Below are 19,855 nucleotides of genomic sequence, written 5' to 3'. Positions count from 1 at the left end.
TAAAACAAGTATCATTACCACTACAGTAGCAAATGAGAAACAGAACTTGAAACATTATTTCCACGAGATCCGAATATGGGACACATATTCTAGACTATTCATTGTTTGCATCTCAACTTCTTTTGCTGGCACTTTATTTTCAAATATCATATAATTTCCTCTTGTATTACACATTAAGAGTACCTAATTAGTTATTGAATAAACAAATATAACAAGCAGCACTAAGAAAATTATCATTACAATTGAAAATGAAAAACACAACTTAAAATATTCTTTCCATGAGATATGTACATGGGATATATGTATAAAATCGCTAATTGTTTTCATCTCAACTTTCTTTTTCGAACTTTTATCTTCAAAATCCATATTACTTCCCCTAATGGATTAAACATTAATAGCTATTAGATAAAGTAAAATCCAGAATCAAAAATGCTGTATCAACACACATAATAATTATCTCAGCTATGGATTATAATATTCTTAAGTGAGTGAATTATAAATAGACATGATTTTCACTTAGGTATATTAGTTTCAAAGATAATTCAAATAAAATACACAGTATAAATCGAATATTAAAGAAAAAGTGATGAATCTAAAAGTGAATATTACCAAATCTTTATAATGAAAATACCAACGATCCCTTATCAAGGGATCGTTATCATAACATCAGAACTACTCATTTTAACACTCATATTGTAAAAAGAAGCCCTTACAAGACCATCTTCCAGCATTTCCACATCTCCCTGTGTTGAAAGGTAACTATACCAGGCACTCGGATAATCAGAACATATTGTTAGATTTGTTACTTCTACAGACGGATAGGTTTTCTCTTCATGGTCTTCAACCTGGATGTTTACAGTAGAAATACCATTTCCACCCATGCTATCGGCTATTCCAACAACATTGAATACCTGAATATTCAGAAGCCTAGTATCATTATCGACTGTAATAAAAGGTCTGGATCGTACCAGTGATCTATTACTTGTGGATTGTTGCAGAATTACAGCTCCATTTTCAAAAATGAAATCCTGATCGATCCAGAAATTATTTGATGGACCATATGAGAAAGATCCGGTACTTATGTTAATTGACCTGTCATGAGTAAATCTTTTCTCGGAATTATCATATGGAGGGATCTTCTCGTATTCTATCTGGAACGATCCATCAAGCATCAGGGTAAATGGCTTTTCGACATCTTCTAGTATATCTGAAAAACCGTAAACAGGATTCAGAACATCGAACGTGAAATACTCATCAGTATCTACTAAAGGAGTTGGAACAAAACCATAGAAGAACGTATTGCCATTACGCCGGGTTTCTATAAGCAATGTACTATCTCCTATCCACTCAGCATGAAGCATGTTATCCTGATCGAATATAATATCATAAGTAGCAGGTAACCCTGCATCCTTTACAAGATAAAATGAAGAGATCGATGTCAGATCTTGCAAAATATATACAGAATCAAATCTGTTCTCCGGTTCTGCTACAGCGTTCATTGAAATATTGATCCAGCTACTATTAGGATCTACAGTCAATGTCCCACTTGAAGAGACCGAGGGACCAAATGGCATTTCCTTGCTTCCTAAAGGGATCTCAACTTTTTCATTAGAACTTCCCGAAGCAGCTAATGAAGCTATCTCTACAAAGCTATCTCTCACATCCTGCATATGTTCAATTTCATTCTCAGCTCCCAGAGACGGAATATAGTAAGCATTGATAGCAGAGATGAATGTGGTAAGGACAACAAGAATAAGCATTGCAGCAATGACTGTTGAAACCGCTTCACATGAAAGATAAAAAGGTCTGTTCATACCTTTTTAACCTCACTAATGGCTATTATTGCTCTCTGGTGAACCACTGTGATCTTGACTGCATCCATTTCAGAACTTATATCCGTGCTTGCATCAAGATGCAGAGTTTGTGGGAACTTCCAGAAACTCTGGTTTGTAAGCTCAGTTAATTTGTAATCTTTTTTATCGAATATATTAGAAGAATTGCTGAGCTCAATATACACATCATTGGTTCTGACAGGATCACCACCAACATGTGTTATATCTATGACACTATCGTTACTCTGATTAAAGCTCATTTCAATTTCAATATGTGGAGGACGTTCTTCTGGAAGAAGAGCATAGACACCAATTGATAGTACAGCTGCCAGGGTAACTACAAGTGCAAGTTTGAGCACCTCACCGATCATTTCCGAAGCCATTTTTCCACCTAATAGTTCATAAGTATTGTAAAGCAAGCAAAGCTCAGAACAAGTAATATGACAGAATGCTTAAGTCCTGAGAGAAGGTTACCATGTGCCATTTCACCTAATATCAATCCTGAGAAGAAACCCAGTATCCCGCATGTATTGAACATCGTTGAAGTGATCTGATCAACGTTTAGCATACCATCTCCACCAATGCCTGACATGGATGGTATGAACTGTGTTGAGAATGAGTAGCAGACATACATGAACGTTCCAAAAGCTATGTAGACAGTTGCAAGGTAAATAAATCCTGTATTGAACCGGTCATCCCTGAGCTTTAGCATGTTCTCTGTATCTTCAGCAGCTATCAGAAGCACATCTCTTGTATCATCACTTACTTCAGTTGCCTTTACAAGAAGAGTTACTGCCCGCCTGAGAGCAGGTGTACCTATCCTGTTCTCAAAACGTGAAAGAGCATCTTTCATCTCACCGCCCCATTCCATATCAAGCCAGACCCTTTTTATCTCACCTGATAGGAGTCCTACATCAGATCTCAAAAGAAGACTTATAGCATGGTTCACAGGGATACCCATTTCATTGACCTCTGCAAGACGTCGGAGAAAATCAGGTACTGCTTTATCCAGTTTCGCCAGTTTCCTCATTTTATATTCATGTGCAAGAGACACTGGGAGTATAGCGATAATTATAGACAGAACGATCTGTTTGTTCAGATCGAATGATGTCAGTAAAAATGGCAGAGCCATCAAAGGTATGCTAAAAGCAAAAGCATAGAGTGGCTTCTGGAGGATCGGGGCAAGGGGATTCTTTAATTTTGCAATTATCTTTCTTTTTAATTTTTTATTATTGTAGTTCTTCAGGTTCGATTCATAATTCTCCTCATCTATCTCTTCTTCTTCCATTGAATGCGATCTTCGCTCTGTCTCCCTGTTAACATAATGAATACCAAGTTCTTCTTTGGGGGAAATAGAATCTATCAGCACTATCAATGCGATCGATCCCAGTGGAAGACCGATATATAGAGAATGGAAAAGATAGGAGGTCTGGCTAAGATTTAGAAGACCTATGGTCACAAGAGTTATAAGCAAAAAGATGGGCACAGCAACAAATGCTACTACGTAGACCTCAGAGATGATCTCCAGCGTTTTGATGAACATTTCCTGGGTCTTTTTTGCATGCAAGAAATATTGTTCTGTTTTGACTGCAAAGTACTGGTGTATATCACTTCCACCCTGTATCATTGGTACCAGGTTCTCAAGAAAATCATGAAAGGTTTTGGATGGTGTGGTCCTTGCAGTATTCTTTACAGCATTTACCAGGTCGTTCCCCAGCAGTTCAACATCCCTCACTATATACAGAGCCTCCGTTGCGATCTCACCATATATATGTGGATTTTCTGCAAGCTCTTTGATAGTTTCATATATTGGTGTTCCACCTTTTGTCATTCCGTAACAAAATGAAGAGGCATGGGGAAGTAGTACATCTATTTTAGTTGCACGTGAATATGCAACAAAACGTGGATACTGCAGATAGGACCAGTAAACTATGTAAGCTGAAATAACTGGAAGTAAGATATAAGTCAGATCTGAAAAGATCAGGGACCTATATGTTCGAAGTATTTCAAATATGGGTACGTCTATCAAAAAACGCATCAAGAACAAAGATACCAATACAACAGCATAGGTCTGAATAGCATATAGAGAGCCCTGTTCAACATATGTAGAATAATGGATATCCATCCTCGCGGCTCTGAGACTATTTATCAGGAAATAATACTTCTCAGAACGTTTTTTAGCATATCGTCTGACAAAACCAAGGTCAATTAATGAGTTATGCATATTGGACCAACTCCCACATCATTGCTCACCGGAGACCAGAAGCTGGATCACTTTATCAGGGTCCTTGCTGTAAGCATGTATCGATTGAATAAATTGATTATAATCCCTGATATTCTTTTCAAGCATAAGATCAAGGAACATGGCCCTTCGACCAAGTTCTTTATTTATTTGCTCTTCAGTCCAGCCAAGTTTATTTTTGATATCCTGAAGCACCCTTGACCCCATGAATTCAAATGAATCTGCGACCGGATCCCACAAAAAAGTGTCTTGCAACTCGATATGGCTTGTCACATCCGTGACTTCTGATATGTGAGATGCTTTTCTTTTTTCGATACCTCCTTCATAGATATTCGATTGCATTGAAATAATATCAAGCGCACTGAACATTGCTGGTGGTACATTCAGAGGAGGATTGGTAAATCTGTTGATCACCTCACGTGGTGTTCCTGCATGGAAAGTAGAACAGGTTGCATGTCCTGCATTCATTGCCTGGAAAAGTGTCTGTGATTCCCTGCCTCTGACCTCTCCCACTAGTAAATATTCAGGTCTTTGTCTTAATGATGCACGTAATAGATCTTCAAGATCAATAGTACCCATTTTGTTGACCGATATTCCTTCCCTTGTTATTGTTGATATCCAGTTCTTATGTGGAAGATTGATCTCCTGGGTATCTTCTAGAGTAACTATCCTGATATGTATGGGGATGAACAGGCAAACAGCATTCAAAGAAGAGGTTTTACCGGTAGCAGTTCCCCCACAGAAAAGAATACTTTTTCCATGTTCCATACAGAACCAGAAATAGGCCATCATTTCTGATGAGAAGGTTTTCCAGGCAATAAGGTCAAGAGGCGTCAAAGGCACCTTTTTCTGCCTTCGTATGCTGAATGAACTTCCCTTAGGACTGATATCATGTCCATAGGTTATGTTTATACGAGAACCATCACGCATTATCGTATCCAGTATCGGAGTGGATCTTGAAAGGTGGCGAGAACTTTGCTGTGCTATAAGTGTGACAAAATGATCAAGTTCTTCATCGTTTGAAAATACTACATTTGTCCTGATATTTCCATAAGTTTTATGATAAACAAATATCGGTATACCAACCCCATTGCACCATACATCTTCAATATTGGGGTCTTTCATGATAGCACTTATAGTTCCAAAATCAATAAAATCACGTTTCAGGTAGTAATAGATCTTCTCAAATGTCCTTGTTTGAAGATCGAAGTATTCTGTAAGAATATGCTTTGTATTTTCCCTTAATAGCTCGTATCTGTCAATAGAATCAAGTTCAAGGCCATCATCCATATTTGAAATTGTCAGCCTGTCACCCATAATATTATTGAACTCTTGAAGCAATGTCTTTTCGAACTTATTCAATTTTGGTTCGATCAAATAATAGTTCATGTTCTTCTTTAATGTGTTATATAAGATACAAATGAAACAATATGGTTCATCTACCCAATATCGGTCAATTTCCTCCATATGTGCCGGGAGGGAAAAGGATACAAGATCGTCAGGAGTTTCCGGTAATTCAAGCAACAGCTCATCATTGTTCTTTGATAAGCGACCAGAGATACCTTTTAATACAGCAGGTTTTTCCGGTATGTTCGCAGATGAGAGCATCTGCATCACTGAACTGTTAAATTTATTAAATATAGTTTTCATGTCCAAAACCCCGTGTTTTTCGTTTTTAAGTTCAGCTGGCTATTAATTATTATAATTTGGAAACAAGACCCACCCACCAATCAAGACCTCTATGCTCAATTATAAAGCACTTAATCGATTGGAACCATGTTCACTTATTGATCATAACTGCTGCATAGTATGGACTGGAACAGTAGGTTAGTAGGAAATGTGTGTCAGAAGTATTATATATACACTTCTTTTTGATTTACATATGTTTGCTTTTTAGATAACGATACTGATACTGGCTTTCAAGATCGTTCTCAACTAAAAAAAGGTAGCTATAGGTCCAAAATAACTAGATATATACGAAGAAAATAATGTCAAAATGGGTACATTAGAACTATCTACGCTTCTTCCTGTGATAATAGTAATAGGTAGCCGTATGCCTGCACCAACGGCCAGGTCACTTCCAGTAGGTGCTGCGATGACATATAACTTAAGAGAAATATTTCCTGACATGGTTTCTGATGGAAGACATTTTACTGTCACTTCTTCTGTCATACCCGGAGAAAGGTCAAATGCTGAAGGAGAGATAATTATCCAGTTAGTATATTCACTTTCCGTATATACTCTGTAGCTTGAATTATCATTCCCATTATTAATGATAGTAATGTTCTTCTGTAAAATTCCATCCTCCTGATCAAATTGAAGACTGTGCGGAGAAACTCCCAATGACACAGCGGTTGCATTGTGTATTGAGATAATGAGAAAAAATATTACTAATAGATATCTTAATGCCAAATTTATTGATAGATGAGAATAATACACACAATAACTATATAATTAAATAATATATATTTTGCGAGAGCAAATTAATTAGATCATCATGTTAAGATCATACTAAAACAAAAATGGAACCTTTAAGGTTCCATCACAACATTAGCTTCATAAATACTGTTTTCAGTATTTACATCTACAAGTGTAAATTCAAATGTTTCCCCGACCATTACTACCTGATCACCAAGTAAACAGCCTATTTCACCTGTATTGTTGGAATGTCGATAATCATTATCAAATTTATAGGTTGCCAATTGTCCGGGTTGCAGTGAGACTTTGTCCATTGCAGCATCTCTGACCTGCTGATCAGCAGGATAGAATGTAAGATTTTCCTTTGAAAGATAACCTGTCATTTTAGGCAGACCATGGGATATCATCATTTTGATATCTTCTTTGTATATTATATCCCCTCCCATGTGCTTGATAATTATCAAGCCATCAGAAGCAGAACATGAGACATCAAAGGTCGCCTGCGTAGGATCATCCTGGGTTTCAACACTGCCTGCAAAAGAACTAACCGCAGCAGCAAGGATCACAGTCACAACTATCATCAACATTACACCAATTACCGGACTGACAGCATTTTCAGATAGGAATATTCTTCTATTTGCCTTCATGATGATACCACCACATCTTTTGTAAAGATCACCTTATTAGTTGGAGTATGAATTATTTTTATTGTAACAACATCTCCAGAATGGACTGTATCATCAGATGGATCGGAAGGGTCATCACCCCAATCTGCAAACATTGCCTGCATACCTGTCATATTCCCATCTGGATTCGTTGTATATTTTCCTGTATCAGGTTCCCAGACTGCGCCTACATAATTAGCATATTCATCAGCAATTATGGTCATTCCCGACTCTAACATATATTCTCCAAAGAACTGTCCGGTAGTAGGGAAATTTCCTAAATTCCAAAAAGGAGATACTCCGGTAAAAGACTGAGTAGCTGTATTGTTATTATTAGGCAAGATCTCCCTTGTTTTGTACTCACCTTCTGCATTTGGATTTATCGTAACGATCTTAAGATCCTTTGATGGGATCTTGTCGCCTGTCACCATAGTAATGGCAATGTAACTCATATTACCATGACTGGTGCTGATATCTTTTCTCATGTCAACATCAAAAGAAGCTTTTGGCACGTCTTGTGAACCAGGAAGCATACCAGTAGTATATGAACTGACAGCGGCTGCAAGAATAACAGTAACAACAACCATCAACATTACACCTATTACAGGTGATGCAGCCAATGAGCTATTTAAAAATCCTTTTAATTTTTTCATTTATTCACCTCATGGTAATAGTGTGACCTTGTTAGAGTAGATGGTTTGTCCGGAACTGGTATCTATAACAGTTATCCTGAAAGGTTCACCAAGTTCTACTTCCTGATATATTTCAGACCCATCAAAAGTTATAAGATCATAAGATGCTGAAGAAGTGAAATTCACCCTTGCCTCATCACCTGGATTTAGAAAATTACTATTCGGAGAAAAAGTAACTTTATCGATATCCACATATCCTGAAGTCGCTGGATATCCGGACTCGATCTCTATCCGTATGTCCCTTCTGTCAATAGTATCACCGCCTAAATGCTCGAGAAGAAGATAACCATCCTGGATCGATGCTTCTGCCATCAATGTAACCTGAGGTGCCATCTCCTGAGATTCAGTGCTGTTTGCAAAAGAACTAACGGCAGCTGCAAGTATTATTGTAACAACTATCATCAGCATAACTCCAATTACAGGTGATACAGCTGTTGTATTTGAAAATATATTATATTGTTTTTTCAATCATACCACCTCTACATCTGAATCAAAGATGGGCTTACCACTTGGAGTGTGAACCAGAGTGACACTTATAAAATCACCTGAACTGACATTTTCCCAGCATGATACTAATGCTTCCATGCCAGTAGCATCATCTGCAGGAACATCATTTTCATTGGCTTCAGCAATCATTACGACTCCTGGTTTGAGAACATAGTTTCCGAAATTAACTTCCTCATCCGTACCAAAATCACCAATTGCCGGATTACTCCAGTAAGGAGAAACACTGGATATTGAAGGAGAGCCACCATTTATCAAATATGTGTTCTCAGAATTCGGATAGACCTCTGTGATAGAGAAATTGCCATTATCATCAATATATGAAGTTATTATCTTAAGATCACTTGTATCAATAGAGTCTCCAGTGATCTCTTTGATCTTAATAAAAGAGATAGTGTCACCTCCTATATCTACATCTTTTTTTATCTGTACTTCAAATGTTGCAGTCGGTGCTGTTCTTGTATTACCTCCAATTCCTCCTGCATATGAACTTACAGCAGCTGCAAGGATTACAGTAACCACCACCATAAGCATGACACCGATCACAGGTGATGCGGCTGCACTATTACGTAAAAACGTTTTTCGTTGTTTTATATATCTCATACTCCACCTTCTGATATCTATAAAAATAGACAAAATAGTAATATTGTACAAGATGTGGTCTAAATTGCAAGTATTTAAAATAAATAATAAAGATTAGACATATTATCTAAAAACATAATGATGATTCTCTGTAAAATAAAAAAGAGAAGGCGAGAAGGACTTCCTTCTCATCGAACAGTTCAGCTTACTTCAGCCCAGAAAACAAGCTTACCTTCCATGGAACCAATACCTATGAAATCATCAGGAACATGTAATGAAGTCTGTACAGATTCTGTTGTCTCTGAATCTACAACATTTGTATATCCATCCCAGGTACCTGAGTTAAGCATAAGTCCGTCTTCATATAGCCCTTTTGCAACATCTGTCACCTGTGCTGTTACTTTTGTATCTGTAGCACCCTTGTTCTTGATATGAAGCGTATGTTCACTACTTTCCTCACCAGCCGACAGAGTACCGAAATCCAGTGTTCCCGGAGTTACTTCTATTGAAATGGCAGGAATTATAGTTGCACTTAGAGAGATAGAAGTAGCTTCATACGAGTTATAAACATCATCATCGTCGTCATCATCGTCATCACCACCAACAACAATGTAACCCATTTCGGTTAGTGCATCACTGTCACTGCCATCTGATACAATAAGTTTTACTGCATATGTACCATTTTCAGTATAAGTGTGAACAGGGTTCTGTTCTGTTGAATCTACCATTCCATCATTATTAAAGTCCCATTTCCAGGAAGTGATGGTAGTTCCGGATGCTGTGGATAGATCAGTGAACTTTACTGAAAGCGGTGCCTTGCCCGAGGTAGTGTTCGCTGTAAAATCAGCATCTAGGAAAGATGGAGTTACACTTCCACTTGAAACAGATATATAATTACTTTTTACTACAGAATCACTGTTACCATTACCATAAGCTGTGAGTTTTACTGAATAATCTCCTGAACTGGCATAGGTATGAACAGGGTTTTGCTCGGTGGAATCCACTGTTCCATCGTTATCAAGATCCCATTCCCATGATACAGCACCTTTCGTTGCATCTGTGAACTTTACTGTTAAAGGGTCATCTCCAGAAGTTACGTTTGCAGAAAAATCAGCATCTAATGAAACTGTAATATAATCTGTTTTGGTTTCGGTCTCACTGCCATCTTCGCCTGTTGCTATCAATTTTACAGTATATATACCAGCCTCAGTATATGTATGATCAGGATCTTGTTCTATTGAGTCAATAGTTCCATCTCCATCAAAGTCCCATTGCCATGATGTTGCTGCAGTTGAAGTATCATTAAATTTGACTGCCAGAGGAGCAGATCCGGATGTAACATTAGAAGTGAAATCAGCAATTACACCAACAACTGTGATCTGATGATCACCTTTAATGCTGATATCATCGATCTCATGTGCTGAGCCAATTCCCGACAAATTATAAGTACCTGCTTCAGCATCATCCGGAACAGTAAGATCATATATCACAGTTTTTTGGTCACCCGAATTCATTTTACTTGACCATATCCATTCAGTTGTTTCTTCTTTATAAGATCCGGTATCAGATATTTCTGTTAATTCCCAACCGGATGGGATCTCCTCCTGAATTGCAGGACCCTCTATATACTGATCGGCTGTCAATACTAGTGTAACCCTTACCGTATCTCCAGCACATACTTCAGAATCAGATATTGTTCTGGTGACTGTTAATTCTCCTGCAGCCATAACAGGCGTTGCAAGTATCAGTAGAAAAAAACATGCAACAGTAAGAATAGAAAAAGTTCGCTTATATCTCATGTTTACTCCTATATTAAAAATAATTTTTAACTTTGTAACCATTCATGAATGACCTCTTGTAATCTGTCAGTTGTCACTACATCTCCTGAGTCTGTTATTTGGATATTATTTATCCAATAATGAATAGCATCCTGAAGTTCATCAGTTGTAATTTTAGCTCCATCTTCTGAATCGGAATCATCCCAGATGTTCCATTCATCATCATTTGCATCGATAACAGAAATGCATGGATCTTTTACCTCAGTATCAGTTCCTTCATTATTTGTTACTTTTAAAGAAACAGTATATTTCCCGACTGCTCCATACACATGAACTGGATCTTGCTCTGTGGAATCTATAACTCCATCATTATCGAAATCCCATTGCCATCCTGTGATATTTGTTCCGGACCGATCTGTAAAGGAGACTGCCAGGGGTGCAGTACCTGAAGAAACGTTACTTGTGAATTCAGCGTACGGTTCAGAAAGGGAACCATAAGCATACACCTTGCCATCATTTCCAACAGTATACAGAATACCTTCGGAAATTGCAGGACTGGCACCTCCACCTGAAGAACTCCATATAGTGCTTCCATCGTATGCATCAAACGCATAGATCGAACTATAGCTGTACATGGTGGGATCCATCTTTCCGATGTAGCATTTACCATCAGCAACCACTGGAGAACATGTCCAGGCACCTATACCACTGTAACTTGCAGTTGTACTCCAGATCTCTTCACCCGTTACAGCATCAAAACAGTATGATTGTAACTTACTATAACCAGGGCATCCACCGCAAACATAGACATTACCATATGCAACAGCAGGACATGAGTCTGTCCTTTGTATTGTCTTTCTCCAGATGATGGAACCATCATATTTATCGACAGCATAGATATCCCCATTACCATTCCAGTTATAGGTTGTGAAATACAGGATATCATTGTAAACAGTAGTTCCTACACTTGAAGCATCATGTCCGGAAGGGGTGCTAATATGCCATATAGTATCTCCGGTTTCAGCATCTACACAATAAACATCACCTGATAGTTCAAACTTGCAACTGGTAAAATATACCATTCCATCAGAATAGGCCGGAGTTCCCATTGCAAGGCCATTTACAGCTTTTGTCCAGACTGATGTACCGTTCTCTTCATATGTACAATAATAAGTATACCCTTCGTAATCCCCAACATATCTTTTACCGTTTACGATCAGATCTCCACCGTTAACGGAATCTGACCTGCCACAAGAGATATTACCTTCATAATAGCATGGAGAAACCCAGGAACCCCAGGATGTACCTCCATCACCAAATGTGCCTATTGTTTCCCCTGTATACATGTCAAGGCCTGTTACAGAGGAGGAATCATCTCCTGTAGACGACATGACAGAGTCACCACAGTTAATGAAGACCGTACCTTCAGCAATTACAGGAGAGGAACTCCCAACCGCATTGATATCATCGCTTACCCACAGAAGAGTTGCATCGTCCGGACCATTACCAGGATAATAACCAGTATGTTCCACATCTTTGTGGAACTGGAACCAGTTCTCGTCAATTTCAACACTTTCAGATACAAGCGTTGCTGACATTTCATTATTCGATTCCAGTGTTTCTTCTACACTATCTTCAGTATCAACAACAGCCTTTAAACTGATATCTCCTGCAGGAAACAGCAAAGTGAAAGAAGCCTGAGTGGTACTACCTGAAGCAAGATATGGTATTACCTCTTCTCCAAGAGACTCAGTTCCATAATACAGAACCACTTTAAAGGCATCGGCATTTGTTTGACCGATGTTTGAGATATTTACTCTTATTCTGTTCGGCTGGTCTGCTACCAGTGAAGATGAAGAGAATGAATCAACGATCAGATCAACGGGTCCTGCGGATATATCAATATAATTCCCGAATGGACTTGCCAGAGGGTATTGGTCAGTTCCTGCTCCATAGGAGATAGTATATGAACTGTCAAGAATACCATTATTATTTATATCGTATCCACTGTCCTCACCCCAATAATTGCCCAGATAACTTGAAAATGAGTCATCGTTGCAAGTGTAAGCTATAATTTCAGGAGAGTTCCACTCAATTGAAGGTGGATCAGTTGCTTTAATGTTTTCATCATTGTCTATGAAATCATTGAGATATATCTCATTTCCAGTTCCTGAACTATAGAGATATATACCATATTGATTCTCCTGAAAAACATTGTAATATACAGCATTATTGTCACTGTTCGTATAAAGTGAAAGAGCTGCACAACTATTATTGATAAAGGTATTTCCACTGTAGGTACAATCATGACCCAGACCATAAATTGCAAAATACTTTCCTGTACAATTGGAAACTACATTGTCAGTAAAAATGGTATTATCTTCTTTTATGTAAATACCTGTGCTATAAGTAAGTCCATCAAATACACATTTGCTGATCTTACAACCTGATGATGTTACCTGAACACCTTTGGAACTGTTAACTACAGATATACCTTTAAGAACACAATCTTCAGCACTCATTTCTAAATATGAGCCGTCCAGATCGAATATGACCTTATCAGAACCTGCTCCAATGATCGACAGACCTTTTATGTCCAGGTCGATCGGAGTATCATACACTCCCGGATTCAGATAGATCACATCATTCTGACTTGCTTCAGATATCTTATCATCAAGAGTTGACGAATTATAGGCCTGATATAAAGTTGCACTGGAAGGAACAGTATTAAAAATGACAATAAATGTTAAGATCAATAATGTAAGCATTTGTTTCTGCATATAAATGGCCCCTCTGATCCACCGTAATTTTACTCTAAAATCTTCATTCAAATAAGAAATGAAAATTCAAGATAAATTATCAATTTTCAGCTAACTACTGCCTGACATATACTAATTTTAAGATCTGGCCTGTATAGTTAGACAGTAATCAAACAGCCTATCTGGCAAGCAATATTTAAGCGAGTTTAATTAAATAACACATGTTAGCAACAATACTAAATATTCATCAAAAAAATATACTATGGAAACTACACCAAAACAATGACAATGAATTATTTTTTCAGTATCCGACCTCAGAAATACATCAGCAGAACAGGATAAATAACCATATTTATGGACATAATCATTATTTAATGATATAGACAAAAAAGTAATGCAGCAAAATACAAAATGTATTGTGCTGCTAAATGACCTATCAGCTTTCCAGCCAATTATGTATGAGTTGCTGTAGACGGTCCGTGGTGATAATTGAACCTGTCACTGTTGCAGGATCATCGTTGATCCAGATATGAATTGCTTCCTGCAATTCATCAGTGGTCATGTTCTCTCCTCCATCTGAAATGGGGTCATCCCAGAAATTCCATTCTGCAAGTCCGAAAAGATAACCATGGTCATTTCCATAGAATAAACGTCCATCTTTGATAGTTACCCCTGGAAGAGTGTATTCTGTTTGGTCAGAAGATGCCTGAAATGTCCATTGAAGCTCGGGTTCCGTACAATCTGCATGATCTTTTAGGCAATACACAGTTCCATTCAGAATGTTAGTTGTAAAATAGACATATACTTCACCATCTCCATCATCATAGGCTGTAGAAACAACTGGTGATCCCTGCACACCACCATTAGGTGTATAACTCCATATTTGTGTAAGATCATCTGCATTAAGGCAATAAAGATCCCCACCTACTGAATAATCCCCGGTTCCCACATAAATACGACCATTGTACAAGGTAGGAGTTGTCGTACTTTTCAAACCAAGATCGAATTTATGTACATCCGAAGTGTCAAAAGTACCATCTTCATTGAAACCAATTGATATGCAATGTCCATCCTGTGTGGATGTATACAGGCGCTCTGAGTCGGGGTCATACATGACAGATGCTCTTATCTCTTGTCTGGATGTACCTATACCAAGCAGATCAGCCATATCCACTTCATCAACAGTTGTTCCATCATATTTGTCTACAGACGTTATGTGCATAGCATCATCAGGGTAGACAAGGTACTGCTTGATAATTGCTGCACCTGCACGGTAATATCCAACATCTTCTGATGAAGAACGAGTCCAGAGCTCATTACCATCTTCATCATAGCAATAATATTTGCACTCATCGCCATCATCTACATAAGATAACCATTCCCCGAAAAATATCCTGCCATCATCATAGGTAATAGGAGTATTTAACTGGCAAATAAGAGGATTATCTGTGTCAACTGATCTATTCCACAGCATAGTACCATCCGTGGAATTAAAAGCATATATTTGACCGAATGAACTTACAAACAACTTACCGTTGCCATAGGCAGGAGCACCCAAAGGAGCTGTCACTCCGGTTACAATATCACCGGTCCATTCAATTTCACCCGTATCTATGTTAATTGCCCATACATTTCCCTGAGTAACTGCATATACCAACTCGTCCACAACAATGGATACGGTATCTATTCCGTGTGCCCCGGGAATACCATATGTATAGGTCACCCAGGATTCATTTTCTTCTGGATCCTGTATAGGCCCCCTATCAGATGTTACTCCATTGTTGTACAGTCCGGTTTGAAATAGTGTCCAGTCAGTGGATGAGAAATCCGGAATTCCCGTAACTTTCACCTGCATATCACCAGTGACTTCAGCTACATCTCCCTTCACTCCTGAACCTGAATAGTCGGCATCTGTGTAGTAACCACTAATATCATAGATATCAGGTGACACACTTTCTGGCAATGTCATAGTGTAATCAATATGATAGGTACCAGGACCCATATAATATAAAGCTGCACCTCCTGTTGAAAATTCGAACCTACCAGTATTATACTCATTACCATTTTTAAAAACATTGTTAAAAGGAGGGTCGGCAGTCACATTGCTGATAGTCCATTTCAACATATCATCTGTAGAAGAATAATATTCTTTTACGGTTGCATAGTTGGTATTTTGCTCACTTTCTATCGTACCACTGACTACTATTTCAAGGCTGACATCAAATGAATCACCAGCATCCAAAGTAGTTGTGTTTAATGTTCTCACTATTGTGACATCATGTGCTGAAGCTGTAACGACAGATAGCAATAGCATGAACATACACAATAGAACACCTTTTTTGATATTCATTTTGTTCATTTCACAATCCCCTTTTTATTCAAATCCGCATATTACCTGATCAGAGAACGTGTTTTTATTACTCTATTAGAATCTAGTATACCAATCCTTAGGATATTGTCCTGTGTTTAAGTACAATCATGTCCTTTGCGCATGAATTATTTGATCGTAATAACATAAATTGAAATATACCGTATAGAGTTTATTTTTTAAATTTAGCATATAGTAAAGAATTATGAAAATTTTTCAGGTCATAGATGCACATAACTGACATTATTGGAAAGATCATCTGCACACCAGTAAATCCTGGCATTTGATCCTCCTGATTTGCTGCTGTATCCTCTTGGGAACTTACGGAGAAAGTAGTGAATTTAGTATCTTCTGCATTCACAGGATCAGAGTCATTGGTAGTGATCTTTGTAGTCCCGGATAATTCAGTTTCAGCAATTGATATTGTACTATTCTCCATCAATGATCTAATCCCACTGAAGATGAATGACTTTCAGAGATATCAGACGAAAATATAGCATCAGAGACTTTCAAAGTAATTTCGTTACTACCCAACGGTTCCAATCTCTCTGGATAATCCGTATCAACCCATTTACCACTAACCTGATAAGTACCCAGTTCATATCCTTCGGCCGGGGTCATTCGATAGTTTATTCGATAAATGCCTTCGGGAACTGTACTCATGCCAGCACTCCACTCATACATGCCTGCTCCATTATTCTTATAGTGAACAAAGACCGAATCAGCATCAATGTTACTTATCTCCCATTCCAGCATGTTATCTGAAGCTGTGTAATCTTCAGAAAGAGTCCCAAATATTACCCCTGCACCCTCAATTACTATTTCAACACTTACATCAAAAGACTCACCACAAGAAATAGTATCAGGAGTTATATTCCTGCTCACAGATATATTTGCAATTTCAGCGTTGCATGGGTTGATAGATACAATTAGAAGAACCATTAGAGAGGAAAAAATAAAATTCGAATTTATCCTTTTGACCATCGATTTACTCCCATTAATAAAAAAGAGGAATAAACACCCTTTTCAGGGTATTTACTCAAAATTTTCTGTTTACTTATGCGTCAGCACCCTCCGGACATTCCTTGTTCTGTACCCAGTAGTGAACCAAAAGCTGCAGCCTGTTGGTTGTTATATCATCACCGGTTGTTGGAGCTGGAAGGTCGTTCAGCCAGCAGCTAATAGCTGCCTGAAGTTCATCAGTTGTTATGTATTTGCTACCATCGGAATCAATATCGTTCCATGGGTTCCAGTCAGTAGCAGATACATAGACCATATCGTCACCAACTACAGGAATATCGTTTATGTCATCGTCACCAACAAAAACAGAAGCAGTACCATCTACAGGATATTCTCCTGAATCTTCATCAGATGGGAGTGTCAGAATATATTCAATTGTCCTGCTGTCACCTTCTGTCATTTTGTCAGTCCAGACCCACTCATAACGGGTATCGTCTGTGAGATTTGCCTTAAATACCCCTTCATCATCATTGGATGAAGTTAAGGTCCAGCCTTCAGGAATTACTTCTTCCAGTGCAAGGGAATCAATATCCTCTCTTGCCGTAAGGGTAACCGTAACCTTGGTAGATGTAAGACCATACTGTGTAAGCAATTCCTCATAGAAGTTCTGGTTTGCAATGTCTCTCTGTACAAGTACAGGAGTATCTACCTGATTCACATGGATGTGGACTTCATCATATTCATCATAGCTGTCCCAGTCGGTAAGGATGAAACTTACTGTATCACCATCAGTTACTACATCATCTGTGACATGTCCGATACCATATGAGGTATATGCACCATTGACATAGAATGCCCAGTAGCACGTTTCTGTTGGATCTTTAATATCTTCAATGGATTCAAGATAGAATGAACTAGAGTTTACATAGTCATCATCATTCATCTTAAATTCAAGACCGGTTTCGAAAAGTGCACCAAGAGCACTCAATGAATCTACAGTATACTCATCGTCCTGCAGGGTTAGTGTGTATGTGTCGTCTGTCACAAGATCAACAGCACCGTAGTACAGGAAGTCGTCCTTCTCTGTTACATCTACTGTGATAACCACTGAATATTCATCACTACCTGAAGCAGCATCAACGTATACGAGGCTTACAACGTCACCATCTGAAACGTTGTCAAATGTAGAACTTCCAATTCCATAGCTTGTAGCTGCACCGTTGACACGGAATTCCCAGTACTTTGACCAGTCAGATGGTGTGTCATAGCCTTCAATGCTCTCTACAAAGAATGAATCCATACTTGAATACCAGCAGTCAGATGTTTTCATATCAAGACCTGTTGCCATGAGTGCAGCCATTGCTGAAAGTGGTGCAATGTCATATTCTGTACCTGTGTTGTCGTATGGGACAAATGTACAGGTCATGTCAGATCCGAGTTCCACTGTATCCTCATAAAGAACAGTGGTGGATGTTCCTATACTATTAGCATCTGCACTCCATGCACCCATGAGCGGATATTCATCAACACCGCCATTAGTACTATCTGTAACATTTTCATCACTAATACCATTATGGTCAGTATCGGCACCTGTATAATTAGAGTAGTAGTTACCAAGATAGCTGGTCTGACCTACACCTGCATAGGTATAGGTAACAGGTTCAGGTGTGCTGTAAGTTGCGAGTTCCAGTTTTACAGTAGGATGGCCGATATTGTTCAGGTAATATGTTCCATTCTCATAGAACTGAACATAAGCTGTGGTTGAAGTTCCAGTATAGATCAAGTCATTTTCATAAACCTGTCCTTCTAATTTCATATAAGTATAGCTGCTACTGAATGTATTATCCCTTATAATATTGGATACATTATCGTACAGCGAGATGTAAGAACTTGTAGTAATATTGTTATCTTCTATCAAACAGCTTCCTGTTCTATAGTTTAAATACTTAAAACTCAGATCATTATTCTTCATAGTGAAATCAGAACATGGAGTGGTAGTAGTTGATGAAAGCGAATAGGTTCCACCTTTGATCTGACGACAACTACCTATATTGCCTTCCATGAGTACATTATCACCATAGATATATACACTTTCAGATGACGAATCTAGTACACAATTCTTCATCACTGCATTGTGAGCCAGATTTACAGATGTGTTAATGAATGTACAATCTTCGAGTCTTTCATCGCTCACATCTATATTATCAATATAAGTGTACTGCTCTCCAAGTTTGTTTATTCTATCAAAGGTTATTCCATTAAAAGTTGTACCTGAAGCATCACAACCCACATCAGTTGAACCACCTACACTACCAAGCTCCAAACCAAGATGTATATCGATATCACTTAAACTTGCATCCGGTGTAATGATTACTTCTCCGCCATTAGCCATGAAGGTTAGATCGCTCTTGTTTATGTACAGGTCAGCTGGAAGGACATAAGTACCGGCTGCCATCATAATGGTGTCACCGCTTTCTGATGCGTTAATCACGTCCTGTAGGCTCATGGTATCATCAATGTATGTTGGCGGGTCTACTGGCGCAAGCAATGTGACCTCGGAGTCACCTGTAACATCGACTGTGTATCCTGCAGTTCCGGTTGATGAGAAATCGGCATCAGTATAATAACCACTGATACTGTGGACACCAGCTCCTGCACTTGCTGATGAGGTCATTGTGTAATTGATGTAGAACGTACCACTACCACCAGAAGCTAAAGTCATATAGTATAAAGCTCCACCACCGGTTGAGAACTCAAAAAGCCCGGTATCATTATTATTACCGTTCTTGAATGCACCATCAAAAGGAGTTTGTGCTGAAACATCGCTTATGATCCAGTTCTCCATATCATCAACTGCGGTATAATATTCCTTTACCGTTGCGTAGCTAGAGTTTTGTTCAGACGTAATAGGACCTGTAACTGTTATTTCAAGACTGACGTCGAAAGATTCGCCTGCAGTCACAGTCGTCGGGCTTATGGTCCTTGAAACTGCTACATCGTGTGCAGATGCAGCACTAGCTGATGCTAATAATAGCATCAAGACCATGCTTATTAA

15 protein-coding genes are annotated in these 19,855 nt (G+C 38.4%); 1 reads left to right on the top strand and 14 read right to left on the bottom strand.

Features of this window, described 5'->3' with window-relative positions; genetic code table 11:
- Positions 1 to 644: 644 nt before the first annotated feature.
- The 4 genes from BM008_RS03125 to BM008_RS03110 are packed head-to-tail and all read right to left on the bottom strand — an operon-like array spanning position 645 to position 5,724.
- A complete protein-coding gene (locus tag BM008_RS03125) occupies positions 645 to 1,814 on the bottom strand; it encodes a DUF7289 family protein (RefSeq protein ID WP_091933045.1) in 1,170 nt (389 codons plus the stop codon).
- Positions 1,811 to 2,215 (bottom strand): type IV pilin N-terminal domain-containing protein, encoded by a 405-nt coding sequence (locus BM008_RS03120; RefSeq protein WP_091933042.1) that lies wholly within the window; start codon positions 2,213 to 2,215, stop codon positions 1,811 to 1,813. Before BM008_RS03120 ends, BM008_RS03125 begins: the two co-directional genes overlap by 4 nt.
- Before the next feature lie 8 nt (positions 2,216 to 2,223).
- Positions 2,224 to 4,056 carry a type II secretion system F family protein gene (locus BM008_RS03115; protein ID WP_091933039.1) on the bottom strand — a complete coding sequence of 611 codons (1,833 nt, stop codon included), beginning with the start codon at positions 4,054 to 4,056 and terminating at the stop codon, positions 2,224 to 2,226.
- Between the two features lie 18 nt (positions 4,057 to 4,074).
- Positions 4,075 to 5,724 (bottom strand): type II/IV secretion system ATPase subunit, encoded by a 1,650-nt coding sequence (locus BM008_RS03110; protein ID WP_091933036.1) that lies wholly within the window; start codon positions 5,722 to 5,724, stop codon positions 4,075 to 4,077.
- Between the two features lie 346 nt (positions 5,725 to 6,070).
- On the opposite strand from BM008_RS03110, the gene BM008_RS03105 reads away from it, so the two are divergent.
- Positions 6,071 to 6,322 (top strand): hypothetical protein, encoded by a 252-nt coding sequence (locus BM008_RS03105; protein ID WP_091933033.1) that lies wholly within the window; start codon positions 6,071 to 6,073, stop codon positions 6,320 to 6,322.
- A 283-nt stretch (positions 6,323 to 6,605) separates the two neighbouring features.
- Here BM008_RS03105 and BM008_RS03100 read toward each other — a convergent pair whose 3' ends face one another.
- The 10 genes from BM008_RS03100 to BM008_RS03060 form a co-directional block, all read right to left on the bottom strand.
- Positions 6,606 to 7,139 (bottom strand): type IV pilin domain-containing protein, encoded by a 534-nt coding sequence (locus BM008_RS03100; RefSeq protein ID WP_091933030.1) that lies wholly within the window; start codon positions 7,137 to 7,139, stop codon positions 6,606 to 6,608.
- The gene (locus tag BM008_RS03095) at positions 7,136 to 7,810 is read right to left on the bottom strand and encodes a type IV pilin N-terminal domain-containing protein (RefSeq protein WP_091933027.1); all 675 of its coding nucleotides are present in this window, start codon (positions 7,808 to 7,810) and stop codon (positions 7,136 to 7,138) included. The genes BM008_RS03100 and BM008_RS03095 overlap by 4 nt, the downstream gene beginning before the upstream one ends.
- Before the next feature lie 9 nt (positions 7,811 to 7,819).
- On the bottom strand, positions 7,820 to 8,317 hold the full coding sequence (locus BM008_RS14825; protein ID WP_177187944.1) for a type IV pilin domain-containing protein: 498 nt from the start codon (positions 8,315 to 8,317) through the stop codon (positions 7,820 to 7,822).
- On the bottom strand, positions 8,318 to 8,956 hold the full coding sequence (locus BM008_RS14695) for a type IV pilin N-terminal domain-containing protein (RefSeq protein WP_143072256.1): 639 nt from the start codon (positions 8,954 to 8,956) through the stop codon (positions 8,318 to 8,320).
- 179 nt (positions 8,957 to 9,135) lie between these two features.
- Positions 9,136 to 10,734 (bottom strand): PKD domain-containing protein, encoded by a 1,599-nt coding sequence (locus BM008_RS03085; protein WP_177187943.1) that lies wholly within the window; start codon positions 10,732 to 10,734, stop codon positions 9,136 to 9,138.
- 26 nt (positions 10,735 to 10,760) lie between these two features.
- Positions 10,761 to 13,493, bottom strand: coding sequence for an outer membrane protein assembly factor BamB family protein (locus BM008_RS03080; protein WP_091933022.1), 2,733 nt, complete (start codon positions 13,491 to 13,493; stop codon positions 10,761 to 10,763).
- Positions 13,494 to 13,908: 415 nt separating this feature from the next.
- Entirely contained in the window at positions 13,909 to 15,831 is a 1,923-nt protein-coding gene (locus BM008_RS03075; RefSeq protein ID WP_091933019.1) for an outer membrane protein assembly factor BamB family protein, read from the bottom strand.
- Positions 15,832 to 16,012: 181 nt separating this feature from the next.
- Complete coding sequence (locus BM008_RS03070; protein ID WP_091933016.1) at positions 16,013 to 16,279, bottom strand: hypothetical protein; 267 nt, start codon at positions 16,277 to 16,279, stop codon at positions 16,013 to 16,015.
- Positions 16,279 to 16,824, bottom strand: a complete 546-nt coding sequence (locus tag BM008_RS03065) for a hypothetical protein (RefSeq protein ID WP_091933013.1) — start codon at positions 16,822 to 16,824, stop codon at positions 16,279 to 16,281. The genes BM008_RS03070 and BM008_RS03065 overlap by 1 nt, the downstream gene beginning before the upstream one ends.
- A gap of 73 nt (positions 16,825 to 16,897) precedes the next feature.
- Positions 16,898 to 19,846 (bottom strand): DUF4430 domain-containing protein, encoded by a 2,949-nt coding sequence (locus tag BM008_RS03060; protein ID WP_177187942.1) that lies wholly within the window; start codon positions 19,844 to 19,846, stop codon positions 16,898 to 16,900.
- Positions 19,847 to 19,855 lie beyond the last annotated feature (9 nt).

The sequence above is a fragment of the Methanolobus profundi genome (assembly GCF_900114835.1).
Lineage (GTDB): Archaea > Halobacteriota > Methanosarcinia > Methanosarcinales > Methanosarcinaceae > Methanolobus > Methanolobus profundi.
The sequence above is the reverse complement of the archived record's forward strand: the minus strand, read 5'-3'. Positions and strand labels throughout refer to the sequence as shown.

What these genes read in the sequence shown, in the direction of transcription:
- BM008_RS03095 (WP_091933027.1), bottom strand. Translation starts at nt 7,810, where the DNA reads ATGAAAAAATTAAAAGGATTTTTAAATAGCTCATTGGCTGCATCACCT.
- BM008_RS03085 (WP_177187943.1), bottom strand. Translation starts at nt 10,734, where the DNA reads ATGAGATATAAGCGAACTTTTTCTATTCTTACTGTTGCATGTTTTTTT.
- BM008_RS03080 (WP_091933022.1), bottom strand. Translation starts at nt 13,493, where the DNA reads ATGCAGAAACAAATGCTTACATTATTGATCTTAACATTTATTGTCATT.
- BM008_RS03100 (WP_091933030.1), bottom strand. Translation starts at nt 7,139, where the DNA reads ATGAAGGCAAATAGAAGAATATTCCTATCTGAAAATGCTGTCAGTCCG.
- BM008_RS03110 (WP_091933036.1), bottom strand. Translation starts at nt 5,724, where the DNA reads ATGAAAACTATATTTAATAAATTTAACAGTTCAGTGATGCAGATGCTC.
- BM008_RS03125 (WP_091933045.1), bottom strand. Translation starts at nt 1,814, where the DNA reads ATGAACAGACCTTTTTATCTTTCATGTGAAGCGGTTTCAACAGTCATT.
- BM008_RS03060 (WP_177187942.1), bottom strand. Translation starts at nt 19,846, where the DNA reads ATGGTCTTGATGCTATTATTAGCATCAGCTAGTGCTGCATCTGCACAC.
- BM008_RS03120 (WP_091933042.1), bottom strand. Translation starts at nt 2,215, where the DNA reads ATGGCTTCGGAAATGATCGGTGAGGTGCTCAAACTTGCACTTGTAGTT.
- BM008_RS03105 (WP_091933033.1), top strand. Translation starts at nt 6,071, where the DNA reads ATGGGTACATTAGAACTATCTACGCTTCTTCCTGTGATAATAGTAATA.
- BM008_RS03065 (WP_091933013.1), bottom strand. Translation starts at nt 16,824, where the DNA reads ATGGTCAAAAGGATAAATTCGAATTTTATTTTTTCCTCTCTAATGGTT.
- BM008_RS03070 (WP_091933016.1), bottom strand. Translation starts at nt 16,279, where the DNA reads ATGGAGAATAGTACAATATCAATTGCTGAAACTGAATTATCCGGGACT.
- BM008_RS03115 (WP_091933039.1), bottom strand. Translation starts at nt 4,056, where the DNA reads ATGCATAACTCATTAATTGACCTTGGTTTTGTCAGACGATATGCTAAA.
- BM008_RS14695 (WP_143072256.1), bottom strand. Translation starts at nt 8,956, where the DNA reads ATGAGATATATAAAACAACGAAAAACGTTTTTACGTAATAGTGCAGCC.
- BM008_RS03075 (WP_091933019.1), bottom strand. Translation starts at nt 15,831, where the DNA reads ATGAACAAAATGAATATCAAAAAAGGTGTTCTATTGTGTATGTTCATG.